Here is a 20,875-nt window from a genome sequence, read left to right on the forward strand (position 1 = left end):
AAGGGCGGCGGATTTCGCCGCCCTTCGTCCAGACAAGAACAGCATAGCGGGAGGTTCCATTCCGATGAGGTCCATTGCGTTCGCCGACTTCCTCATCGGCCTAGGCATCCTGTTCGTCCTCGAAGGCTTGATGTTCGCGGCCAGTCCAAACTGGATGCGCAAAGCCATGAAAAGCGCCATCGCCACGCCGGACAACATCCTGCGGGCGGTCGGGATCGGCTCGGCCGTGGCCGGCCTAGTCCTGATCTGGGTTATGCGGCGCCCGATTTAGGCCTTCGGCCCAACGCCAAAGTGAAGGCGCCAGACTGGTTTTCGCCGTATTATCGGGCTCTTGAGGCCCGTTAAGCTCCGCGCTTGCGCCGTGCCCCCGTTCGAGCGCAGTCTGGCGCCGAATCCCTTTTGCCTGGAGATCACAATGACTGCTGCCACCATTGCCCCGTCCCGCTCGCGCCGCCGCGCGCGATTTGGTGTTCGACTTGGGCTGGTTGCGCTCGCCATCGGTGCTTGCGGCGCGTTTGGCGCGCCGGCTCATGCGCGTGGACCGGATGGCATCGCCGACGTCGCCGAGAAGGTGATCGACGCGGTCGTCAACATCTCGACCTCGCAGAACGTCGAAGCCAAGGGCGGGGGCAGCAACTCGATGCCGCAGCTGCCGCCCGGTTCACCCTTCGAAGAGTTCTTCGACGATTTCTTCAAGAACCGCCGAGGGCCCGGCGGCGGCAGCAAGGGCGGCGAGAACAGCGCGCCGCGCAAGACCAATTCGCTCGGAAGCGGTTTCATCATCGACACCGCGGGCGTCGTCGTCACCAACAACCACGTCATTGCGGACGCCGACGAGATCCACGTCATCCTCAACGACGGCACCAAGATCAAGGCCGAGCTGGTCGGCGTCGACAAGAAGACCGATCTCGCTGTGCTCAGGATCAAGCCGACGAAGCCGTTGGTCGCGGTCAAGTTCGGCGATAGCGACAAGCTGCGCCTCGGCGACTGGGTGGTCGCAATCGGCAATCCCTTCAGCCTGGGAGGCACGGTGACTGCCGGCATCGTCTCGGCCAAGAACCGTGACATCTCCTCCGGGCCGTACGACAGCTACATCCAGACCGACGCATCCATCAACCGCGGCAATTCCGGCGGCCCGCTGTTCAATCTCGACGGCGACGTCATCGGCGTCAACACGCTGATCATCTCGCCGTCCGGCGGCTCCATCGGCATCGGCTTTGCCGTGCCGTCGAAGACGGTGGTGGGCGTCGTCGACCAGCTCCGCCAGTTCGGCGAGCTGCGCCGCGGCTGGCTGGGCGTGCGCATCCAGAGCGTCACCGACGAGATCGCCGAAAGCCTCAACATCAAGCCCGCGCGGGGCGCGCTGGTCGCCGGTGTCGACGACAAGGGCCCGGCCAAGCCCGCCGGCATCGAGCCCGGCGACGTCGTCGTCAAGTTCGACGGCAAGGACGTCAAGGACCCGAAGGACCTGTCCCGCGTCGTCGCCGACACCGCGGTCGGCAAGGAGGTCGACGTCGTCATCATCCGCAAGGGCAAGGAAGAGATCAAGAAGGTCACGCTCGGCCGCCTGCAGGATCCCGACAAGGTGCAGGCAGCGGTGAAGACCGACGAACCGGCGCCGGAGAAGCCGGTGACGCAGAAGGCGCTCGGCCTCGATCTCGCAACGCTGAGCAAGGATCTGCGCACGCGCTACAAGATCAAGGACAGCGTCAAGGGCGTGGTCGTCACCAATGTCGACGCCAATTCGGATGCCGCCGAGAAGCGCCTGTCCGCCGGCGACGTCATCGTCGAGGTGGCGCAGGAGGCGGTGTCGAGTGGCGGCGACATCCAGAAGCGAGTCGATCAGCTCAAGAAGGACGGCAAGAAATCGGTGCTGCTGCTGGTCTCGAACGGCGAGGGCGAGCTGCGGTTCGTCGCGCTGAGCGTGCAGTAGTGGGCGCTGTTCGCGCCACATTCAACTGTCATGCCCCGCGAAGGCGGGGCATCCAGTACGCCGCGGCTTCTCGGTTCTAGCTTCGCTGTCTCTGGAATACTGGATCGCCCGCCTTCGCGGGCGATGACAGAGAGAGGGGAGGCTTTACCCCTCCACGAACTCGTCCCGCCGATACCCCTGCGCATACAGCAGCGCGGTGAGATCGCCGTGATCGATCCGCGCGGCCGCGGCGGCAGCCACCGCCGGCTTGGCGTGATAGGCCACGCCCAGACCCGCGGCCTGGATCATCGCGAGATCGTTGGCGCCGTCGCCGACCACGACCGAGTCGATGTCGTCGAGATCGAACGATTCCATCAGGTCCACCAAGGTCGCGAGCTTCGCCGCGCGGCCCAGGATCGGCTCCTTCACTTCCCCGGTGAACTTGCCGTCGCGCACGACGAGCTCGTTGGCGCGGTTCTCCTGGAAACCTATCTTGGCGGCGACCGCGCTCGTGAATAGCGTAAAGCCGCCAGAGACGAGGCAGGTATAGGCGCCGTTCGCGCGCATGGTGGCGACCAGCTCGCGGCCGCCCGGCGTCAGCGTGATGCGCTTGGCCAGGACTTCGTCGACTGCGCTGGCGGGCAGGTCCTTGAGCAGCGCGACGCGCTCGCGCAGCGCCGGCTCGAACTCGATCTCGCCGCGCATCGCACGCTCGGTGATGGCAGCGACATGCGCCTTGACCCCGACGAAATCGGCGAGCTCGTCGATGCATTCCTGGCCGATCATGGTGGAATCCATGTCGGCGAGAAAAAGCTTCTTGCGCCTGAAGCCAACAGGCTGCACGACGATGTCGATCGGCAAATCGCCGCGGAGCTCGCGGAGCCGCTGCTCGATGGCGTTGCGGTCGCCTTCGAGGTTACTGTCCGCGCCGAAGGGGATGTCGACCGCAACCCCGTCGAACAGCCAGTGCGCGGGCGCCGCCTGCGGCAGCACGGCGCGGGCGCCATCGACGATGGTCGAGTCGAGCGCGGGATTGTCAGGGTTGCAGATCAGCGTGGCGACGAGGGACATTTGAGGTTTTCGTGAGCGAGGGGTATTCCAGCAAGGCCGTGCTTATCGCAGGCCCGACCGCCAGCGGCAAGTCGGCGCTGGCGCTGGAGCTTGCGCGTGCCGCCGGCGGCGTCGTCATCAATGCCGATTCCATGCAGGTCTATCGTGACCTCCGCATCATCACGGCGCGGCCGACCGCGGCGGACGAGGCGCTCGTGCCGCATCGTCTCTATGGCCACGTCGATGCCGCCGTGAATTTCTCGGCCGGTGCCTGGGTAAGCGATGCGGCGAAGGCGCTCGACGAGGCGAGGGCGCAGCGACAGCTGCCGATCTTCATCGGCGGCACCGGGCTCTATTTCAAGGCGCTGACCACAGGTCTCTCCGCGGTGCCGCCGATCCCCGCCGAGCTGCGCGAGGATGTGCGCGCGCGGCTGGAACGGAACGGCGTCGAAGCGTTGCACGCGGAACTCGCAGTCCGCGATCCGCGCGCGGCCGAGCGATTGAACCTGCGCGACCGCACCCGCATCGCCCGCGCGCTCGAGGTGATCGAGGCAACCGGCCGTTCGCTGCTCGATTGGCAGCGGGAGGGACAGCCACCGCTGCTGCCCAAGGACAGATTTCGCGCGGTCTTCCTCGCGCCCGAGCGTGACGAGCTCTATGCCCGCATCGATGCCCGTTTCGATGCCATGCTGGGCGCCGGCGCGCTCGAGGAGGTCGAGCGGCTCGCCGCCAGGCATCTTGATCCGCTGCTGCCGGCCATGAAGGCCCATGGCGTGCCATCCTTGATCCGGCACCTGCGCGGCGAACTCAGCCTGGAGGAGGCCGCCAGCATTGGCCGCGCCGATACGCGCCATTACGCCAAGCGGCAATTCACCTGGTTCCGGCACCAGCTGCCGGACTTCGAATGGGTGAGGCCGGAGCAAGCGAGCGGATGGCTCGCCGCGGCCGTGCCGGCGGAACGGCGCCCCGACTGACGCGCTTTTGTGCCGGGTTCCCGAATTTACCTCTCGCCGAACCCGGGGAACACCGCTACACTGCCGAAATCGCGCGGGAACGGCCGCATTGCCTTGACATCCAAGGTTTGGCCGCTATGTTTCGCGCAACCTTTGGGAAGCCGAGCGCCGCCATGCGTAACATTATTACCAAACTCCTTATCGCCGTCGTACCCAGGCACACCGCCGGGGGTGGCTAGCTGCCATCCACATGACAGGCGGTGTGCATGGGCCCTCTTCGGGGCCTTTTTTATTTCCCGAACCCGACACGAATGAAGCCGCTGACAACAGCGCATCCGGAGCAAGCCAATGAGCGACAAGAGCCACGATCCGAACCAGATGACCGGCGCCGCGATGATCGTCCGCGCACTCATCGATCACGGCGTGACCGACATTTTCGGCTATCCCGGCGGCGCGGTGCTTCCGATCTATGACGAGATCTTCCAGCAGAGCGAGGTCCAGCACATCCTGGTCCGCCACGAACAGGGCGCCGGCCATGCCGCCGAGGGCTATGCGCGTTCCACCGGCAAGCCGGGCGTTGCGCTGGTGACCTCCGGCCCCGGCGCCACCAACATGGTGACGCCGCTGACGGATGCCCTGATGGACTCGATCCCGCTGGTCTGCATCTCCGGCCAGGTGCCGACGCATCTGATCGGCAACGACGCGTTCCAGGAATGCGACACCGTCGGTATCACGCGTCCCTGCACCAAGCACAATTGGCTGGTGCGCGACGTCAACGATCTCGCCAAGGTGCTGCATGAGGCCTTCTACGTCGCCACCTCGGGCCGTCCGGGCCCGGTGCTGGTCGACGTTCCCAAGGACGTGCAGTTCGCCACCGGCACCTACCATCCCCCGCGCAAGTCCGACGTGCACCGCTCTTACGCGCCGCGCGTGAAGGGCGATGCGACGCAGATCCGCAAGGCGGTATCGCTGCTCGCGAACGCCAAGCGTCCCGTGATCTACAGCGGCGGCGGCGTCATCAATTCCGGCTCCGAGGCGACCCACCTGTTGCGCGAGCTGGTTGAGGTCACCGGCTTCCCGATCACCTCGACGCTGATGGGCCTCGGCGCCTATCCGGCGTCGGGCAAGAACTGGCTCGGCATGCTCGGCATGCACGGAACCTATGAGGCCAACATGACCATGCATGATTGCGACGTCATGCTGTGCGTCGGCGCGCGCTTCGACGACCGCATCACCGGCCGCGTCGATGCGTTTTCACCCGGCTCGAAGAAGATCCACATCGACATCGATCCGTCCTCGATCAACAAGAACATCCGCGTCGACGTGCCGATCATCGGCGATTGCGGCAACGTCCTCGGCGACATCCTCCAGGTGTTCAAGGCGGAGGCGAAGAAGCCCGACATCAAGTCGTGGTGGCAGCAGATTGCGCAATGGCGCGCCCGCAACTCGCTCTATTACAAGAAGAGCAGCGACGTCATCCTGCCGCAACACGCGATCCAGGCCTTGTTCGAGCAGACGCGCGGCAAGGATACCTACATCACGACCGAGGTCGGCCAGCATCAGATGTGGGCGGCGCAGTTCTACGGCTTCGAGGAGCCGCATCGCTGGATGACCTCGGGCGGTCTCGGCACCATGGGCTACGGCCTGCCGGCCGCGGTCGGCGTTCAGGTGGCCCATCCCGACAGCCTCGTCATCGACATTGCCGGCGATGCCTCGGTGCAGATGACGATGCAGGAGATGTCGACGGCGGTTCAGTACGAGCTGCCGATCAAGATCTTCATCCTGAACAACCAGTACATGGGCATGGTGCGCCAGTGGCAGCAGCTGTTGCACGGCAACCGGTTGTCGCATTCCTATTCCGAAGCGCTGCCGGATTTCGTCAAGCTCGCGGAGGCCTACGGCGCCGTCGGGCTTCAGGTGCACAAGCCGGCCGATCTCGATGGCGCCATCAAGGAGATGATCTCGGTCAAGCGCCCGGTGCTGTTCGACTGCCGCGTCGCGGCGCTCGAAAACTGCTTCCCGATGATCCCCTCCGGCAAGGCCCACAACGAGATGCTGCTGCCGGAGCAGGCCAACGACGAGGCGACTGCGAAGGCATTCGCCGGCGGCAAGGCGTTGGTGTGACGCCATGTTCGACCTGAACGAACTCGAGCGCGCACATGCGATCGTGGGGCAGGCGGTGCCGGCGACGCCGGCGCATGCTTGGCCGTTGCTCAGCCGCCGGCTCGGCACCGCGGTCGTGGTCAAGCACGAGAACCACACGCCGACCGGCGCCTTCAAGGTGCGTGGCGGCCTGGTCTATCTCGATCGGCTGAAGCGAGAGCGGCCGAACGTGCCGGGCATCATCTCGGCCACCCGCGGCAATCATGGCCAGAGTCTTGCTTTCGCGGCGCGGCGTCACGGCGTGCCCGCCGTGATCTATGTGCCAAAAGGCAATTCGGTTGAGAAGAACCATGCCATGCGCGCGTTCGGCGCCGATCTGGTCGAGCACGGCGACGATTTCCAGCTGGCGCGCGAAGAAGCCGGGCGCCGCGCGCAGTTCGAAGGCCTGCACATGGTGCCGTCGTTCCACCCTGACCTCGTGCTGGGGGTGGCGACCTACGCACTGGAACTGTTCCGCGCGGTGCCCGATCTCGACGTGCTCTACGTTCCGATCGGGCAGGGCTCCGGTATCAGCGCCTGCATCCTGGTGCGCGACTTGCTGGGCCTGAAGACGGAGATCATCGGTGTGCAATCGACCGAGGCGCCGTCATATGCACTTTCGTTCGCGGCCGGCAAGGTCGTAACGACCGAGACCAGTGATACGCTGGCCGATGGCGTGGCGACACGCTTTCCGGACGCGGAAGCTGTTGCGCTTGTTTGCAAGGGCGCCTCGCGCATCGTCCAGGTTACGGACGATGAGATCGCGCTCGCGATCCGCGCCTATTGGACTGACACGCACAATCTCGCCGAAGGCGCCGGTGCTGCCGCGCTGGCGGCGGCGCTGCAGGAAAAGAGCAAGCTGAAGGGCAAGCGCGTCGGTCTCGTGCTGTCCGGCGGCAATATCGATTTCGATCTGTTCCGCCGTTGGGTCGGGACGGATGCGCCGGCGACGGCGTGACGGAGAGACAGAGGGGACGACAATGAACCAGCCCGCATCCGCCTATTTCATCGAGGACCGTCACGATCCCAACGAGACGCATACGCTTGCGGTGCTCGTGCAGAACGAGCCAGGCGTGCTCGCGCGCGTCATCGGCCTGTTCTCGGGGCGCGGCTACAACATCGAGAGCCTCACGGTCTCGGAGACCGAGGCCCAGAAGCACCTGTCGCGCATCACCATCGTCACCACGGGCACGCCGATGGTGATCGCGCAGATCAAGAACCAGCTCGACCGCATGATCCCGGTGTACCAGGTCGTCGACATGACCCAGACCAAGCGCTCGATCGAGCGCGAGTTGGCGATGGTCAAGGTGCGCGGGCAGGGCGAGCATCGGGTCGAGGCGCTCAGGCTGGCGGACGCGTTCCGCGCCCGTGTGATCGACGCCACCACCGAGAGCTTTGTGTTCGAGATCACAGGCAATACGGACAAGATCAATCAATATATCGATCTGATGCGCCCGCTCGGCCTCGTCGAGGTGTCGCGCACGGGTGTTGCCGCGATAGGTCGCGGGCCTGAAGGGATGTGAGCCATGTTGGCGCGCGACTGGTACTACAACGAGCGGAACCGGATGGGGATCGAGCCCGCTGTGGCCTCGATCTACGACAACCATGACGATGCCGATCTGCGCGCGCGCGCCGCGCTGAAGATGCTCGGGGTCCAGCGCGGCTGGCGCATCGCCGATATCGGCTGCGGCAACGGCGTGCTCGCCACCGAAGCGGCGTTGATGGGGGCCGACGTCGACGCCATCGACATTTCCCCGGCCATGCTGGCGCTCGCCGAGATCTACGCCCGCGACCGCAAGGCGCCCGTGCGCACCCAATCCGCCGGCCTGCTCAGCTTCGCCTACCGGCCGGAATCCTACGATCTCATCGTCAGCGAGTTCACGCTGCACCACCTGCCGGATTTCTGGAAGGCGGTGGCGATGTCGCGGATTTTTCGCGCCCTCAAGCCCGGGGCGACATTTTATCTCCGCGACATCGTTTACTCATCGATGCCCGACGCGATCGAGCGTGACGTCGAGCAATGGGCCGACTTCCAGATCAAGAACCACGATTTCTCCCGCGAGGGCGTGGTGACTCACATGCGCGATGAATATTCCACCTTCGGCTGGGTGATGGAGCGGATGCTGACCGACGTCGGCTTCACCCTGGTCGCGGCCGACTACCACGCGCCGATGCACGGCACGTATCTGCTGCGGAAACCGAAAGCCGGCGAGCAAGGCTAGACCAGAACAACAAACAGGGCTGCGAGACAAAGCAGAACCGGAAACAACAATGAAGCCGGCCGACATCCTCATCGCCGTCATGGTGGCGATCATCTGGGGGCTTGCCTTCGTGGCGAGCCGGATCGCGCTCGACGAGCTGTCGCCGGAGCTGATGACGGCGTTGCGCTTCACCATCGCCGCGGTGCCGTGCCTGTTCATTTCCAAGCCGAAGGTCGCCTGGTCACTGCTGATCGCGATCAGCTTCACGCTGTTCCTCGGCCAGTTCCTGTCTCAGGCTTACGGTATCGCCCACGGCGTGCCGGTGGGTTTGACCTCCGTCGTGGTGCAGAGCCAGGCGCTGTTCACGATCGGCTTTGCCGTGCTCGCGTTCGGTGAGCGGCCGACGCCGGTGCAGACCCTGGGGATCGTCGTTGCCGCGGCGGGCCTTTTGATGATCTGCGGCACCGTCGGCTATGATTTCAGCGTCGGCGCCTTCGCGGTTCTGATGGTCTCGCCGCTCAGCTTCGCCATCGGCAATCTGTTGCTGCGCGGTGCCCGCGGCGTGCCGATGTTCGATCTCTTCGCCTGGCTCTGCCTCGCCTCGGCCGTGCCGCTGTTCGTGCTGGCGCTGATCGCCAACGGTCCGGCGCCGACCTGGACGTCGCTGACGCACATGTCGCTCACATCGGCGCTCTGCATGCTGATGCTCGGCGGCATTTCCACCAGCATCGCCTATTGGCTATGGGGCCGCCTCTTGCGCGACTATCCGGCTGCACAAGTGGTGCCGTTCGCACTGCTGGTGCCGTTCGTGGGCTCGGCGGCCTCCAGCATCGTGTTCGGCGAACGGTTCGGGCCGCTGCGCCTCGCCGGCATGCTGACCGTGATCTTTGGGATCGCCGTGATGGTGCTGGCGAAGCGCCCGCAAGTTCTACCGAAGACTGCGTGAGGGTGATGATGACCTACTCGCTGCTCTACGCCTTCCTCGTCTTCATGGTCGTGATGTATTTCACGCCCGGGCCGAACAACATCATGCTGCTGTCCTCCGGCCTGACCTACGGCTTCCGGCGCACCATCCCGCACATCGTCGGCATCGTGCTCGGTTTCGCCTTCATGGTCGCCGCGGTCGGCCTCGGGCTCGGCTCCGTGTTCCTGGCCTATCCGATCCTCCAGACCATCCTGAAATATGCCGGTGCCGCCTATCTGATCTATCTCGCCGCTGTGATCGCCATGGCCGGTCCGGCCAAGCCGGGCGAGGAGAATGGCCGCGGCCCCATGACCTTCTGGGGCGCGGCCATGTTCCAGTGGATCAATGCCAAGGGTTGGGTGATCGTGATCGGCACCATCACTGCCTATGCGGCGATCGCCCAATTCCCGCTCAACATCGCCATTCAGACCGTGATCAGCCTCGTCGTCGGCACGGTCTCGACGGTAGTCTGGGCGCTATTCGGTACCGCATTGCGGCCGGTTCTGACTTCCGAGCGGCTGGTCCGCGCCTTCAACATCCTGATGGCGATCCTGCTGCTGGCCTCCCTCTACCCCGTTTTCATGGATGCATGATGTCGCGGATTTCCATGCAGAAACGGGTTTCCCTCAGGGCTGAAAATGCTCTAGACAGCCCCCGAAATCCGCAAATTTCACCCTTCGGACACTGACCATTGGCCGATTTCGGCCCTGAACGAGGAAACGACCTATGCGTGTTTATTACGATCGCGACGCCGACCTGAACCTGATCAAGGGCAAGAAGGTCGCCATCGTCGGCTACGGCAGCCAGGGTCACGCCCATGCGCTCAACCTGAAGGATTCCGGCGTAAAGGAAGTCGCCATTGCGCTGCGCAAGGGTTCGGCTTCGGCGAAGAAGGCGGAAGCCGCCGGCTTCAAGGTGCTGGAAGTTGCGGAAGCTGCCAAATGGGCCGACCTCGTCATGATGCTGACCCCGGACGAGCTCCAGGGCGACATCTACCGCGAGCACTTGCACGACAACATGAAGAAGGGCGCTGCCCTGGTGTTCGCGCACGGCCTCAACGTTCACTTCAACCTGCTCGATCCGCGTGCCGACCTCGACGTGCTGATGATCGCGCCGAAGGGCCCCGGCCACACTGTGCGCTCGGAATATCAGCGCGGCGGCGGCGTGCCCTGCCTGATCGCAATTGCGAAGGACGTCTCGGGCAATGCCCATGACCTTGGCCTGTCCTACGCCTCCGCGATCGGCGGCGGCCGCGCCGGCATCATCGAGACCACGTTCAAGGAAGAGTGCGAGACCGACCTGTTCGGCGAGCAGGTCGTGCTGTGCGGCGGCCTGGTCGAGCTGATCAAGGGCGGCTACGAGACCCTGGTCGAAGCCGGCTACGCGCCGGAGATGGCCTACTTCGAGTGCCTGCACGAAGTGAAGCTGATCGTCGACCTGATCTATGAAGGCGGCATCGCCAACATGAACTACTCGATCTCCAACACCGCCGAGTACGGCGAGTACGTCACCGGCCCGCGCATCATCACCGACGAGACCAAGAAGGAGATGCGCAAGGTTCTGGCCGACATCCAGGGCGGTAAGTTCGCCCGCGACTGGATGCTCGAGAACAAGGTCAACCAGACCTCGTTCAAGGCGACCCGTGCCAAGCTCGCCGAGCACCCGATCGAGGAAGTCGGCGCGAAGCTGCGCGACATGATGCCCTGGATCAAGAAGGGCGCGCTGGTCGACAAGAGCAAGAACTGACGTCTGCGCCGTCATTCCGGGTTCGCGCTCAGCGCGCGCCCCGGAATGACGAGCGAAATTCAAGCTTCGCTCGCCAAGCCAAATCTTGGACCTTGGCGGCTATGGTCGAGCGAGATCGCAAACAGCGGTCTCGCTCTTTTCGTCTCGGCGAGACATCGCTCGCTCATTCTTTCCGCGGCCTGAAGCGCAGTTGAGCGGCTCGGCTGCTGCCAAATACGGCGTCGCATCAGCTCGCCGGGACGGTCTGCCCACGCGGATCGCAGGCCATCGCAATCATGCGCAGCGCCAGCACGATGAGCAGCGGAAGCAGGAAGGCGGCATAGAGCGGCATCGTCGGCACGCGCTTGCCGAACGAGACCATGAACTGGAGCCAGAGGTAATAGCCGCCCACAAGGTGCAGGGCCCGCCAGGCGCGCGGGCCGATCAGTGCGGCGGTGCGGTCGAACGATGTCGCGCCCATTGCGATGATGAAGCCGTAGCCGATGCCGCCGAAGACGTAGGAGGCTGCCGAGGTGGCCTCGGCAAATCCGGCCGGATCCATCCCGGCAAACGTCATGATCGCCACCGCGTGGATGGCGTGGGAGGCCGCGAAGCTAAGGCCCAGATAGCGGCGGTTGCGCTTCTGCCAGCGCGTCCAGGCATTGGGCCACAGCCGCGCCAGCGCCGCGGCGCTGAACGCGAGGCAGAACAACAGGAGCGAGCTTCGCGCCGTGAAGCGGATCACCATCCGAACGCCCTCGACCTCGAACTGCCGCATCGAGGCGATCCATAGGCTGAGTGCGACGAGGCTCACGCAGAGAACGGCCAGCAGGCGCCAGCCTTCGAGCCAGCTTCGACGTTCGGACATGGCGATCTCCTCTCTATGTAATCATCGATTACATTTGGCGTTGAAGGCGCCGTCAACGGTGTAATCATTGCTTACATTCACGTTCGGGTGAGGCTAGAAAGATCCATGCCTGTCCATCAGCCGTCCAAGCCGCGCGCCCGCCGCCCTGCCACCGAAGCCCGGCCGTACCATCACGGCGACCTCCGCCGCGTGTTGATCGATGCTGCGCTGCAACTCGCAGCGGAAGGCGCCGAAGTCTCGGTGCGGGAGGCCGCGCGCCGGGCCGCGGTGTCGCCGGGGGCGCCGTTCCGACACTTTCCCAACCGCGATGCGCTCATGGCGGCCGCGGCCGAGGAGGCGCAGCGGCGCTTTCGCGCCGAGATCGATGCGGCGCTGCGCGAGGCTCCGGCCGCCGACCCGCTCGCCCGCTTCCGCGCCTTCGGTCTCGCCTATTTGCGTTGGGCCATGCGCAATCCCGCGCATTTCGAGATCATCTCGACCGGGCGCTATTTTGCCCATGGCAGCTCGCCGGACCTGACACGAGACAACGCCGAGCTGATCGCGCTAACGGAGCAGATGCTGGTCGACGCGGCAGAGCAAGGCCTGCTGCGGTCGGCCGACCTCAAGCGTATCCAGGTCGCCGGGCGCGCCCTCGTCTACGGTTTCGCTCGGATGAATCTCGACGGCCATTTCCCGCGCTGGGGCGTCGGGGAGGGCGAGATCGAGCGGATGGCGGAGGGGGTGATCGACCTGTTCATCGCAGGTATCGCAAAGCCCTAGCGGGCCAGCGGCTCTGGTCGATGCCGTACGGCGCAGCCCGCTAACGTTAAGCGAAGGTCGGACCGCGCCGCGCGTTGCCTCTCCTTGATCATTCCGTTACAGTTTTATGACACGGTGCAGGCTTCCGGCTGCTCCGGACGCCCTGGCTGTTTTTGGGTCGGCCAGCCAGGCTTGGCATCACCGCGCCGGACCAGAAGTTGCGTGTCGTCGATGGCGTCCGCGCCCAATCCAGGTCCTTCTGCCACGACGGCCGTGCTGGCGAGCGTCGCCGCGCTCGGCATCTGGCGGCTGCTCGCGGTTGCAGCGCCGCATCTGGCGGCACTCGCCCTGATGTACGAGACCGAGACCGATTTCGGCTCGCGCCTGTCCTTCGCGCTGGCCTGGGGCATCCTCAACTTCTTCTGGATCACGCTGCTGCGTCGCCCCGCGCTGTCGGGTGCGCTGTCGCTGACCATGGTGGTCGTGCTGGTGCTGCTGTCGCGGCTCAAGCACGACGTCGTGCAGATGACGGTCAACTTCATCGACCTGATGATGATCGACCGCGACTCCGTCGCGTTCCTGTTCACGATCTTCCCGAACTTACGCTGGTCGGTGATCCTGGCCGGTCTGGTCACGCTGCCGCTGATGTATGCGCTGTGGTGGCTCGATCCGTTCCGCATCCGCCGCCTGCCAGCGCTCGCCTGCAAGCTCGCCTGCCTTGCCGCCCTGGTCTGCTATTCGCTCTATCACCCGGACGAGGCCTGGCGCGGCTATTACGACGACGGCTATCTCTCGAAATTCTTCCGCTCGGGCGTCACGGCCGTCTCCGATTTTGCGCAATACGGCTTCATGGAGGCGTCTGCTTCGACCGGCGAGCGGCTCAACATGCCGCTGGTCGATGCCTGCCACCCGGCTGGCCGCCGGCCCAACATCATCATGATCCATGATGAATCGAGCTTCGACATCCGCGCCGCCCAGGGCATCAAGGTGCCGCCGCGCTATGGCGACTATTTCAAATCGTGGGACGGCAAGCAGCGCACGTTCCTCGCCGAGAGCAATGGCGGGCCGAGCTGGTTCACCGAGTATAACGTGCTCGCAGGGCTTTCCTCGCGTTCATTCGGCCGCTTCGCCTATTTCGTCACGCGCATCGCCTCGAACCGGGTCGAGCGCGGCCTGCCGCTGGCGCTGCGCCGCTGCGGCTATGACACGCTGTCGCTCTATCCCGCCCATGGCGGCTTCATGGGCGCGCGCAGCTTCCAGATGACGACGGGAATCGAGCGCTTCCTCGATTCCAAGGATCTGGGCGCCAAGGGTGTCGAGCCCGACAGCTTCTTCTACGACAAGGCGCTTCAGCTGATCGGCCAGCAGCCGCCGAACAAGCCGCTGTTCGCCTTCATCTATCTCGGTGCCAACCACTTCCCCTGGGAGACCCGCTTCCGTCCCGATCTGCTGCCGAATTGGCGCGCGCCGGGCAATGTGCCGTCCATCGATGAATATCTGCGCCGCCAGACTATGAGCGCCGAACAGTACAAGGCGTTCGTTGCCGGCTTGAAGAAGACCTTTCCCGGCGAGCCATTCCTGATCGTGCGCTACGGCGATCATCAGCCGGAGTTTGCGGCTGCCATCCTCGAGCCCGGGCTCGACGAGGGCGCCATCGGCAAGAAGCTCGACGCCTACGATGCGCGCCTCTACGCGACCTATTATGCCATCGACGCCATCAATTTCGAACCGGTCGGAAGCCAGGCCGTGATGGACACGATTGACGGTCCCTATCTGCCGCTGGTGGTTCAGGAAGCCGCCGGCATCCCGCTCGACCCGTCCTTTGCCGAGCAGAAGGAGATCATGCTCCGCTGCAAAGGCATCTTTTACGGCTGCAAGGATGGCGCCGAGGCGCGGCGGCTGAACCGGCTGCTGATCGACGCGGGGATGATCCGGGGGCTGTAGCCCTTACCGTCATCCTGAGAATCCGTAGGGTGGCCAAAGCGACTTGTCCGCCGTAGCTCGGAGAGCGAAGGCGGAAGCGTGCCCACCACCTCTCACACTCAGAGACCGTGGGCGCGGCGCTTACGCGCCTTTGCCCACCCTACGAAGTCTCACCTTATCGCCCGCCCACCTTCTCCCACAGCCACCTCGCCACCGCATCCGGTGATGAATTCGCATCATTGCCGCTGGCGCGCAGGTTCGCCTCGCGCATGGTGGCGATGTCGATCTTGCCGAGCAATGGCTTGAGCGCCGCCTGCAGTCGCGCGTCACCGGCGCGGTTCGGCGCAAGCAGCAGGATGGCGTCGTAGGGCGGGATCGCGCGTTTGGGATCGTCGAGCGCTGTGAGCTCGTATTTGGCGATCAAGCCGTCGCTGGTGTAGCCAGCGATGACGTCGACCTCGCCGCTGGCGACGGCCGCATACATGAAGTCCGGCTGCATCTGGCGCTGGGCGCGGAACTGCAGCCCATAGGCCTTTTGCAGGGCAGCCCATTCGGGCCGCGAGAAGAACTCGTAGTCGCCGGCAATCGACAGCGTGGCCGAATGTGCGGCGAGATCGGCGACGGTTCGGATGCCGAGCGCATCGGCACGTCGTCTTGGCATCACCAGCGCATAGGCGTTCTCGAAGCCGAGCTCGCCGAGCAGGGTGATGTCGTCCTTGGCGAGCGCCGTCTTCAATTCCGCCACCAGTTCTGCGCGCGGCTTGATGTCGGTGCGATGCAGCTGGTTGGCCCAGAGCGTGCCGGAATAGTCGACATAGAGATCGATGTCGCCGGCCTTCAGCGCCCCGAAGATCACACTGGAGCCGAGGCCGGAGCGTGCGGCCGCCGAGAGGCCCGCCGCCTCGAGGCGGTCCCTCATCAATGCCGACAGGACATATTGCTCGGCGAAGGTCTTGGCGCCAACCACATAGCCTGACGACGAGCGCCCCATGGTCGGCACCAGCGTTGCTGCAACCAGGGCCGCGATTCCGAGCGCCCCGAGACCGCTGCGCACACGGCTGCGGCGGCGCAGGCCGCTCTCGATCAGCCCAAGCAACTGGTCGACTGCGAGCGCGAGGAGAGCGGAAGCCACGCAGCCGAACAGCACGAAGACCCAGTTCTGGGTCTGGAGGCCGGCGAAGATGTAATTGCCGAGACTGGTCTGCCCGATCGGCGTCGACAGCGTCGCGGTGCCGATCACCCACACCGCCGCGGTGCGGATGCCGGCCATCATCACCGGTAGCGCGAGCGGCAGCTCGACGATCAGCAGCGATTGCCGCGCGGTCATGCCGACGCCCTCGGCAGCCTCGATCAGCGCGGGATCGATGCCGTTGAGGCCGGTGATGCCGTTGCGCAGCACCGGCAGCATCGAATAGAGCGCCAGTGCCAGCATCGCCGGCAGGAAGCCGAACGCGGAGAAAGATACGCCGAACCAGGCCAGCGTGACGGAAGCAGCCAGCAGCAGCAGCGGATAGAACAGCGCGAGCAGCGCCAGCCCGGGTACGGTCTGCACGATGCTGGCCAACGCGAGCAGGATGCCGCGTGGCGCCGGACGGTTGCGCGTCAGGATCGCCAGCGGCAGGCTCACGGCGAGGCCAAGCGCGAGGGCGGCGAGGCTCACCCGCACATGGTTGCCGAGGTAGTCCGGCAGATGCGACAGCGCCTCGCCCCAGCGCGGATCGGTGAAGAGGCTCATGCCGCACCGCCCATCGGCAGCAACGCATTCAGCCGCTCGACCTGGCGCCGCGGGGTACGCAACAGCTCGAGCACGTAATCGTCGCTGCTGCTCGAGAGCTCCGCAGCCGTACCCTGTGCGAGCAATCGTCCCCCGCGCATCACCGCGATGCGGTCGGCGAGCAGGATCGCCTCGGTCATGTCATGGGTGATCATCACGGTGGTCAGGCCGAGCTTGCGGTGCAGCGCGCGATAATCGTCACCGAGCGCATCGCGGGTGAGGGGATCGAGCGCGCCGAACGGCTCGTCCATCAGCACGATGCGGGGCCTTGCCGCGAGCGCCCGCGCCACGCCGACGCGCTGGCGCTCGCCGCCGGAGAGCGCCTCGGGCAGCCGGTCGCGATGCGTTGCGCGGTCGAGCTGCACCAGCTCCAGCAGCTCGTCGACGCGGCCTGCAACGGCCGCAGCCGGCTCGCCGAGCAGCTTCGGCGTGATGCCGATATTGTCGGCGACGCTCAGATGCGGAAACAGCCCGCCGCTCTGGAAGACGTAGCCGACCCGGCGCCGAAGCGCGACCGGATCGACATTCCGCACGTCCTCGCCTTCGACGGTGATGGTGCCGCTATCGGCCTCGATCAGCCGGTTGGCGAGCCGCAGCAGCGTGGTCTTGCCCGAGCCCGAGCCGCCGACGACGGCCACAAACTCACCCTCGGCGATGTCGAGCGACACGTTATCGACGGCTGCAAGGGAGCCGAAGCGCTTGGTGACGTGCTGGTAGCTGATCGCCAGCTTGGAAGACATCGTGGGAGAGCTCTCTTTTCTCTTACCCTCCCCGAGGGGGAGGGTCGATCGCGCGCAGCGCGAGCGGGGTGGGGTGATCTGTCGACGCGGGCAGTATTCGACGCGGAGAAACCGTCACCCCACCCCGGTTCGCATTCCGCTTCGCTTCATGCGCACCGACCCTCCCCCTCCAGGGGAGGGTGAGAGCACGGCAAGTCCCCATGCGTAGCACGCTTGGCGGCTTGATTGAACTTGGCCGCACGAGCGGCTAAGGCATCGGCCTGAGTTGGAGGAAGCACATGACGACGCCCACGGCAGTGGCGCTGGAAGATGCCAAGGTTGCGTTCCGGCTGGGGGACGGCCGGGTCTATACGGCGGTGGAGAAGGCCCATCTCGCGGTGGCACAGGGCGAGTTTGTCGCCATTGTCGGGCCCACAGGGTGCGGAAAATCGACGCTGCTCAACGTCGCGGCGGGCCTGCTCAAGCCCGCCGCGGGCAGCGTCAGGATTTTCGACCAGCCATTGGCGGGGCTGAATCGGGATGCCGGCTATTTGTTCCAGGCTGATGCGCTGTTCCCCTGGAAGACTGCGCTCGACAATGTCGCGATCGGACTCGAGGTCAAGGGCACGCCGCGCACGGAGGCCTTGTCGCAGGCGCAGAAATGGCTGACCGCCGTCGGCCTCGGCGCCTTCGCGAACCGCTATCCGCACATGCTTTCGGGCGGCCAGCGCAAGCGCGTGGCGCTGGCGCAGGTGCTGATCCGCGATCCGAAGATCCTGTTGATGGATGAGCCGTTCGGGCCGCTCGATGCGCAGACGCGCCAGGTCATGGGCAATCTGCTGCTCGATCTGTGGAGTGCCGACCGCAAGGCCGTGCTGTTCGTCACCCACGATCTCGAAGAAGCCATCGCGCTCGCCGACCGCGTCGTGATCATGTCGGCGGGGCCGTCCTCGCGCATCATCGGTGACTGGCGCGTCGGCCTGGCCCGCCCGCGCGACATCTTCGAGGTGCGCCTCGACAAGGAATTCCATGCGCTCCATCGCGAGATCTGGAGCGTGCTGAAGGACGAGGTGATGAAGGGGTACGCACAGTCCACTCAGGCGGCGGAGGTGGTCTGATGTCGCGCACGACGCTGTTTGCGCTGCAGATCCTGGTCGCTGTCGTCGGCCTGGTGCTGTGGCAGGTGCTGTCGACCGTTCCCGTGTTCGGCAAGATCCTGCTGCCGCCGTTCTTCTTTTCCAACCCGTTGGACGTGTTCAGCCAGATCGTGAAATGGTTCGCCTCCGGCGTGATCTGGAAGCACCTCGGCATCACGCTCGCGGAATCGATCCTCGCCTTCGTGATCGGATCGCTTGGCGGCGTCCTGGTCGGCTTCTGGTTCGCGCGCCAGCCGCTGGTCGCCGCGGTGTTCGACCCCTATGTGAAGATGGTCAACGCCCTGCCGCGTGTCGTGCTGGCGCCGATCTTCGCGCTGTGGCTCGGGCTCGGCATCTGGTCCAAGGTCGCGCTCGGCGTCACCCTGGTGTTCTTCATTGTCTTCTTCAACGTCTATCAGGGCGTCAAAGAGGTCAGCCGGACCGTGCTCGACAACGGCCGCATGCTCGGCATGAGCGAGCGGCAGCTGATGCAGCATGTCTATTGGCCGTCGGCGCTGTCGTGGATGTTCTCGTCGCTTCATACCTCCGTCGGCTTCGCCGTGGTCGGCGCGGTGGTCGGCGAATATCTGGGATCGGCGGCCGGGCTCGGCTATCTGATCCAGCAGGCCGAGGGCATCTTCGATGTCGCCGGCGTGTTCGCCGGCATGTTCGTGCTGTCGGCCTTCGTCATCCTGATCGATTTCGGCGTCACCTTGGTGGAGCGGCGCCTCCTGGTGTGGCGGCCGGCCGCGTCGGACGGGCGGGGGTAGGAAGCAGGTCTATTTGATCGCGTCGATGCGATCGCGGACGTGTGTTAGGCACCGCTATTGCGCCGAGGGGCTGATGGCCAGCCCGCTCAGGCGGAGCTTCTCAAGCTAGCCCCGCTGCTCTATGGTGCCGGCGGCCGAATGGAGGAAACCAATGAAGAACACGATTGCCAGGCTCGCCGGCGCACTGCTCGCGCTGACGCTCACCACCTCGCTTGCCGCGGCGCAAAGCAAGGTCACCATCGCGGTCGGCGGCGGCTCCTGCCTGTGCTATCTGCCGACGGTATTGGCCAAGCAGCTCGGCGAATACGAGAAGGCCGGCGTCAGTGTCGAGCTCGTCGACCTCAAGGGCGGCTCGGATGCGCTCAAAGCCGTGCTCGGCGGCAGCGCCGACGTGGTCTCCGGCTATTTCGACCATTGCGTCAATCTCGCCGCCAAGAAGCAGGAGCTGCAATCCTTCGTGGTCTATGACCGCTATCCCGGCCTCGTCCTGGTGGTCGCGCCCTCGCGCACCAACGACATCAAGTCGGTCAAGGATCTCGCCGGCAAGAAGGTCGGCGTCAGTGCGCCCGGCTCCTCCACCGACTTCTTCCTGAAATACATGCTCAAGAAGAACGGGCTCGATCCCACCAGCGTCGCCGTGATCGGGGTGGGCCTCGGCGCCACTGCGGTGGCCGCAATGGAGCAGGGCCAGATCGACGCGGCAGTGATGCTCGATCCGTCCGTGACCGTGCTGCAGGGCAGCCACAAGGATCTGCGTATCCTCTCGGACACCCGTACCCAGAAGGATACGCTGGAGACGTTCGGCGGCGAATATCCGGGCGGCGCGCTGTATTCGACCGTGGCCTGGATCAACGGCCATGAGAAGGAGGCGCAGGCGCTCACCAATGCGATCCTCGCCACACTCGCCTGGATCCATTCGCATACGCCGGAGGAGATCATGGCGAAGATGCCCGAGCAGACCGTCGGCAAGAACAAGGATCTCTATCTTGCCGCACTGAAGAATACGATCCCGATGTATTCCGAGACCGGCAAGATGGACCCGAAGGGTGCCGACGCCGTGCTTGCAGTGTTCAGCGTCGGCTCGCCCGAGGTGGCGAACGCCAAGATCGACGTCAGCAAGACCTTCACCAACAAATTCGTCGAGCAGGCCAAGAAGACCACCGGGAGCGTCAAATAGCCGACGCGAAGGCGTGGTAACCGACCCGTCATGAAGTCTCCGGTCATTCATCGCGTCGCGACGCTCGATCTTGCCGTGCGGCCGATCGTCTGGCCGTTCGCCGAGGAGCGCCGCGCCGAGATCGCGGCGCATTTCGCCGAGAAGCAGCGCGAGCGGCCGAAGATCTGGAACGGCCGCATCCTGCTCGGGCGCGACGCTGTGTTCAGCGACGGTTACCTGAGGGCGACCTATTTCGAGACCGATTTCGCAAGCTTTCTCGCCTGGCGCGACTGGGCCTTTCCCGACAAGGCCGTGTTCAACGGCTTTGGCATGGGCGCGTTGCGCGCCTCCGACGGCACCTTCATCATGGGCGAGATGGCGCCCCACACCGCCAATGCGGGCCGCATCTATTTCCCCTCGGGAACGCCTGATCTCGACGACGTCAGGGACGGCGCGCTCGACATCCCCGGCAGCGTCGTCCGCGAGCTCGGCGAGGAGACCGGCCTGACCGCGGCCGATTATCGGATCCAGCCCGGCTGGCATTGCGTGGTTACCGGCCCCACGATCGCAATGTTGCAGGTCATCAACCTGGACATGCCGGGCGATGCGGCCCGCGCCAGGATCGAAGCCAACCTTGCGCGCGAGATCGAGCCGGAGCTGTCCGCCATTCATCTCGTGCGCGGGACCAGCGATCTCAGGCCGTCCATGCCGCGATTTGTCACGGCCTTCGTCGAGCAGCAGTTCGCAGCGCGCTGATGCGCGAGGCTTGACATCGCCGCGCGCAGCCCATGTGATGGGCCGAAGAATTGCACCAAGAATGCAATGCACAAATCGTCCAGGGAGG

The 20,875-nt window shown here is 65.1% G+C and carries 20 protein-coding genes; 16 read left to right on the plus strand and 4 right to left on the minus strand.

What is annotated here, in order from left to right; translation table 11 throughout:
• Positions 1-64: 64 nt before the first annotated feature.
• Both GA0061099_RS27115 and GA0061099_RS27120 read left to right on the plus strand, forming a co-directional pair.
• Entirely contained in the window at positions 65-271 is a 207-nt protein-coding gene (locus GA0061099_RS27115) for a DUF2065 domain-containing protein (RefSeq protein WP_025038031.1), read from the plus strand.
• Positions 272-415: 144 nt separating this feature from the next.
• Positions 416-1,933 (plus strand): Do family serine endopeptidase, encoded by a 1,518-nt coding sequence (locus GA0061099_RS27120; RefSeq protein WP_036024992.1) that lies wholly within the window; start codon positions 416-418, stop codon positions 1,931-1,933.
• Between the two features lie 144 nt (positions 1,934-2,077).
• Here GA0061099_RS27120 and serB read toward each other — a convergent pair whose 3' ends face one another.
• Positions 2,078-2,983 (minus strand): phosphoserine phosphatase SerB, encoded by a 906-nt coding sequence (gene serB, locus GA0061099_RS27125; RefSeq protein WP_074448134.1) that lies wholly within the window; start codon positions 2,981-2,983, stop codon positions 2,078-2,080.
• Between the two features lie 11 nt (positions 2,984-2,994).
• Here serB and miaA point away from each other — a divergent pair, with 11 nt between their 5' ends.
• From miaA to ilvC, 8 genes are all read left to right on the plus strand, one after another.
• Positions 2,995-3,936 carry a tRNA (adenosine(37)-N6)-dimethylallyltransferase MiaA gene (gene miaA, locus GA0061099_RS27130; protein WP_036025000.1) on the plus strand — a complete coding sequence of 314 codons (942 nt, stop codon included), beginning with the start codon at positions 2,995-2,997 and terminating at the stop codon, positions 3,934-3,936.
• 327 nt (positions 3,937-4,263) lie between these two features.
• A complete protein-coding gene (locus tag GA0061099_RS27135; protein ID WP_036025002.1) occupies positions 4,264-6,039 on the plus strand; it encodes an acetolactate synthase 3 large subunit in 1,776 nt (591 codons plus the stop codon).
• Between the two features lie 4 nt (positions 6,040-6,043).
• A complete protein-coding gene (locus GA0061099_RS27140; protein ID WP_036006612.1) occupies positions 6,044-7,015 on the plus strand; it encodes a threonine dehydratase in 972 nt (323 codons plus the stop codon).
• A 22-nt stretch (positions 7,016-7,037) separates the two neighbouring features.
• Positions 7,038-7,580, plus strand: coding sequence for an acetolactate synthase small subunit (gene ilvN, locus GA0061099_RS27145; RefSeq protein ID WP_018640841.1), 543 nt, complete (start codon positions 7,038-7,040; stop codon positions 7,578-7,580).
• A 3-nt stretch (positions 7,581-7,583) separates the two neighbouring features.
• Positions 7,584-8,279 carry a class I SAM-dependent methyltransferase gene (locus tag GA0061099_RS27150; protein WP_036006616.1) on the plus strand — a complete coding sequence of 232 codons (696 nt, stop codon included), beginning with the start codon at positions 7,584-7,586 and terminating at the stop codon, positions 8,277-8,279.
• Positions 8,280-8,328: 49 nt separating this feature from the next.
• Positions 8,329-9,204, plus strand: coding sequence for an EamA family transporter (locus GA0061099_RS27155; RefSeq protein WP_036025003.1), 876 nt, complete (start codon positions 8,329-8,331; stop codon positions 9,202-9,204).
• 8 nt (positions 9,205-9,212) lie between these two features.
• Positions 9,213-9,815, plus strand: a complete 603-nt coding sequence (locus tag GA0061099_RS27160) for a LysE family translocator (RefSeq protein WP_036006650.1) — start codon at positions 9,213-9,215, stop codon at positions 9,813-9,815.
• 133 nt (positions 9,816-9,948) lie between these two features.
• Positions 9,949-10,968 (plus strand): ketol-acid reductoisomerase, encoded by a 1,020-nt coding sequence (gene ilvC, locus GA0061099_RS27165; protein ID WP_036006621.1) that lies wholly within the window; start codon positions 9,949-9,951, stop codon positions 10,966-10,968.
• A 226-nt stretch (positions 10,969-11,194) separates the two neighbouring features.
• Here the strand turns inward: ilvC and GA0061099_RS27170 are convergent, their stop codons facing one another.
• Entirely contained in the window at positions 11,195-11,815 is a 621-nt protein-coding gene (locus GA0061099_RS27170; RefSeq protein ID WP_074448135.1) for a hypothetical protein, read from the minus strand.
• A 105-nt stretch (positions 11,816-11,920) separates the two neighbouring features.
• On the opposite strand from GA0061099_RS27170, the gene GA0061099_RS27175 reads away from it, so the two are divergent.
• Together GA0061099_RS27175 and GA0061099_RS27180 are read left to right on the plus strand one after the other, a co-directional pair.
• Positions 11,921-12,574 carry a TetR/AcrR family transcriptional regulator gene (locus tag GA0061099_RS27175; protein ID WP_036025007.1) on the plus strand — a complete coding sequence of 218 codons (654 nt, stop codon included), beginning with the start codon at positions 11,921-11,923 and terminating at the stop codon, positions 12,572-12,574.
• Positions 12,575-12,784: 210 nt separating this feature from the next.
• Complete coding sequence (locus tag GA0061099_RS27180; RefSeq protein ID WP_036025009.1) at positions 12,785-14,497, plus strand: sulfatase-like hydrolase/transferase; 1,713 nt, start codon at positions 12,785-12,787, stop codon at positions 14,495-14,497.
• Positions 14,498-14,651: 154 nt separating this feature from the next.
• On the opposite strand, the gene GA0061099_RS27185 is transcribed toward GA0061099_RS27180, so the two are convergent.
• Together GA0061099_RS27185 and GA0061099_RS27190 are read right to left on the minus strand one after the other, a co-directional pair.
• A complete protein-coding gene (locus tag GA0061099_RS27185; RefSeq protein WP_036025011.1) occupies positions 14,652-16,211 on the minus strand; it encodes an ABC transporter permease/substrate-binding protein in 1,560 nt (519 codons plus the stop codon).
• The gene (locus GA0061099_RS27190) at positions 16,208-16,990 is read right to left on the minus strand and encodes an ATP-binding cassette domain-containing protein (RefSeq protein ID WP_036025013.1); all 783 of its coding nucleotides are present in this window, start codon (positions 16,988-16,990) and stop codon (positions 16,208-16,210) included. Before GA0061099_RS27190 ends, GA0061099_RS27185 begins: the two co-directional genes overlap by 4 nt.
• A gap of 278 nt (positions 16,991-17,268) precedes the next feature.
• Between GA0061099_RS27190 and GA0061099_RS27195 the strand changes: the two genes are divergently transcribed.
• From GA0061099_RS27195 to GA0061099_RS27210, 4 genes are all read left to right on the plus strand, one after another.
• The gene (locus GA0061099_RS27195) at positions 17,269-18,087 is read left to right on the plus strand and encodes an ABC transporter ATP-binding protein (protein WP_036006639.1); all 819 of its coding nucleotides are present in this window, start codon (positions 17,269-17,271) and stop codon (positions 18,085-18,087) included.
• Positions 18,087-18,875: an ABC transporter permease gene (locus GA0061099_RS27200; protein WP_036006641.1), complete on the plus strand. Its 789-nt coding sequence runs from the start codon at positions 18,087-18,089 to the stop codon at positions 18,873-18,875. Before GA0061099_RS27195 ends, GA0061099_RS27200 begins: the two co-directional genes overlap by 1 nt.
• A 151-nt stretch (positions 18,876-19,026) precedes the next feature.
• Complete coding sequence (locus tag GA0061099_RS27205) at positions 19,027-20,052, plus strand: ABC transporter substrate-binding protein (protein WP_036006644.1); 1,026 nt, start codon at positions 19,027-19,029, stop codon at positions 20,050-20,052.
• A 30-nt stretch (positions 20,053-20,082) separates the two neighbouring features.
• Entirely contained in the window at positions 20,083-20,787 is a 705-nt protein-coding gene (locus tag GA0061099_RS27210) for a hypothetical protein (RefSeq protein WP_074448136.1), read from the plus strand.
• The last annotated feature ends 88 nt before the right edge of the window (positions 20,788-20,875 follow it).

The sequence above is a fragment of the Bradyrhizobium yuanmingense genome (genome assembly GCF_900094575.1).
Lineage (GTDB): Bacteria > Pseudomonadota > Alphaproteobacteria > Rhizobiales > Xanthobacteraceae > Bradyrhizobium > Bradyrhizobium yuanmingense.

Excerpts from the sequence above, each read along its gene's own strand:
- GA0061099_RS27115 (WP_025038031.1), top strand. The coding sequence starts at position 65 with ATGAGGTCCATTGCGTTCGCCGACTTCCTCATCGGCCTAGGCATCCTG.
- GA0061099_RS27120 (WP_036024992.1), top strand. The coding sequence starts at position 416 with ATGACTGCTGCCACCATTGCCCCGTCCCGCTCGCGCCGCCGCGCGCGA.
- serB (WP_074448134.1), bottom strand. The coding sequence starts at position 2,983 with ATGTCCCTCGTCGCCACGCTGATCTGCAACCCTGACAATCCCGCGCTC.
- GA0061099_RS27135 (WP_036025002.1), top strand. The coding sequence starts at position 4,264 with ATGAGCGACAAGAGCCACGATCCGAACCAGATGACCGGCGCCGCGATG.
- GA0061099_RS27140 (WP_036006612.1), top strand. The coding sequence starts at position 6,044 with ATGTTCGACCTGAACGAACTCGAGCGCGCACATGCGATCGTGGGGCAG.
- ilvN (WP_018640841.1), top strand. The coding sequence starts at position 7,038 with ATGAACCAGCCCGCATCCGCCTATTTCATCGAGGACCGTCACGATCCC.
- GA0061099_RS27150 (WP_036006616.1), top strand. The coding sequence starts at position 7,584 with ATGTTGGCGCGCGACTGGTACTACAACGAGCGGAACCGGATGGGGATC.
- GA0061099_RS27155 (WP_036025003.1), top strand. The coding sequence starts at position 8,329 with ATGAAGCCGGCCGACATCCTCATCGCCGTCATGGTGGCGATCATCTGG.
- GA0061099_RS27160 (WP_036006650.1), top strand. The coding sequence starts at position 9,213 with ATGACCTACTCGCTGCTCTACGCCTTCCTCGTCTTCATGGTCGTGATG.
- ilvC (WP_036006621.1), top strand. The coding sequence starts at position 9,949 with ATGCGTGTTTATTACGATCGCGACGCCGACCTGAACCTGATCAAGGGC.
- GA0061099_RS27170 (WP_074448135.1), bottom strand. The coding sequence starts at position 11,815 with ATGTCCGAACGTCGAAGCTGGCTCGAAGGCTGGCGCCTGCTGGCCGTT.
- GA0061099_RS27175 (WP_036025007.1), top strand. The coding sequence starts at position 11,921 with ATGCCTGTCCATCAGCCGTCCAAGCCGCGCGCCCGCCGCCCTGCCACC.
- GA0061099_RS27180 (WP_036025009.1), top strand. The coding sequence starts at position 12,785 with ATGGCGTCCGCGCCCAATCCAGGTCCTTCTGCCACGACGGCCGTGCTG.
- GA0061099_RS27185 (WP_036025011.1), bottom strand. The coding sequence starts at position 16,211 with ATGAGCCTCTTCACCGATCCGCGCTGGGGCGAGGCGCTGTCGCATCTG.
- GA0061099_RS27190 (WP_036025013.1), bottom strand. The coding sequence starts at position 16,990 with ATGTCTTCCAAGCTGGCGATCAGCTACCAGCACGTCACCAAGCGCTTC.
- GA0061099_RS27195 (WP_036006639.1), top strand. The coding sequence starts at position 17,269 with ATGACGACGCCCACGGCAGTGGCGCTGGAAGATGCCAAGGTTGCGTTC.
- GA0061099_RS27200 (WP_036006641.1), top strand. The coding sequence starts at position 18,087 with ATGTCGCGCACGACGCTGTTTGCGCTGCAGATCCTGGTCGCTGTCGTC.
- GA0061099_RS27205 (WP_036006644.1), top strand. The coding sequence starts at position 19,027 with ATGAAGAACACGATTGCCAGGCTCGCCGGCGCACTGCTCGCGCTGACG.
- GA0061099_RS27210 (WP_074448136.1), top strand. The coding sequence starts at position 20,083 with ATGAAGTCTCCGGTCATTCATCGCGTCGCGACGCTCGATCTTGCCGTG.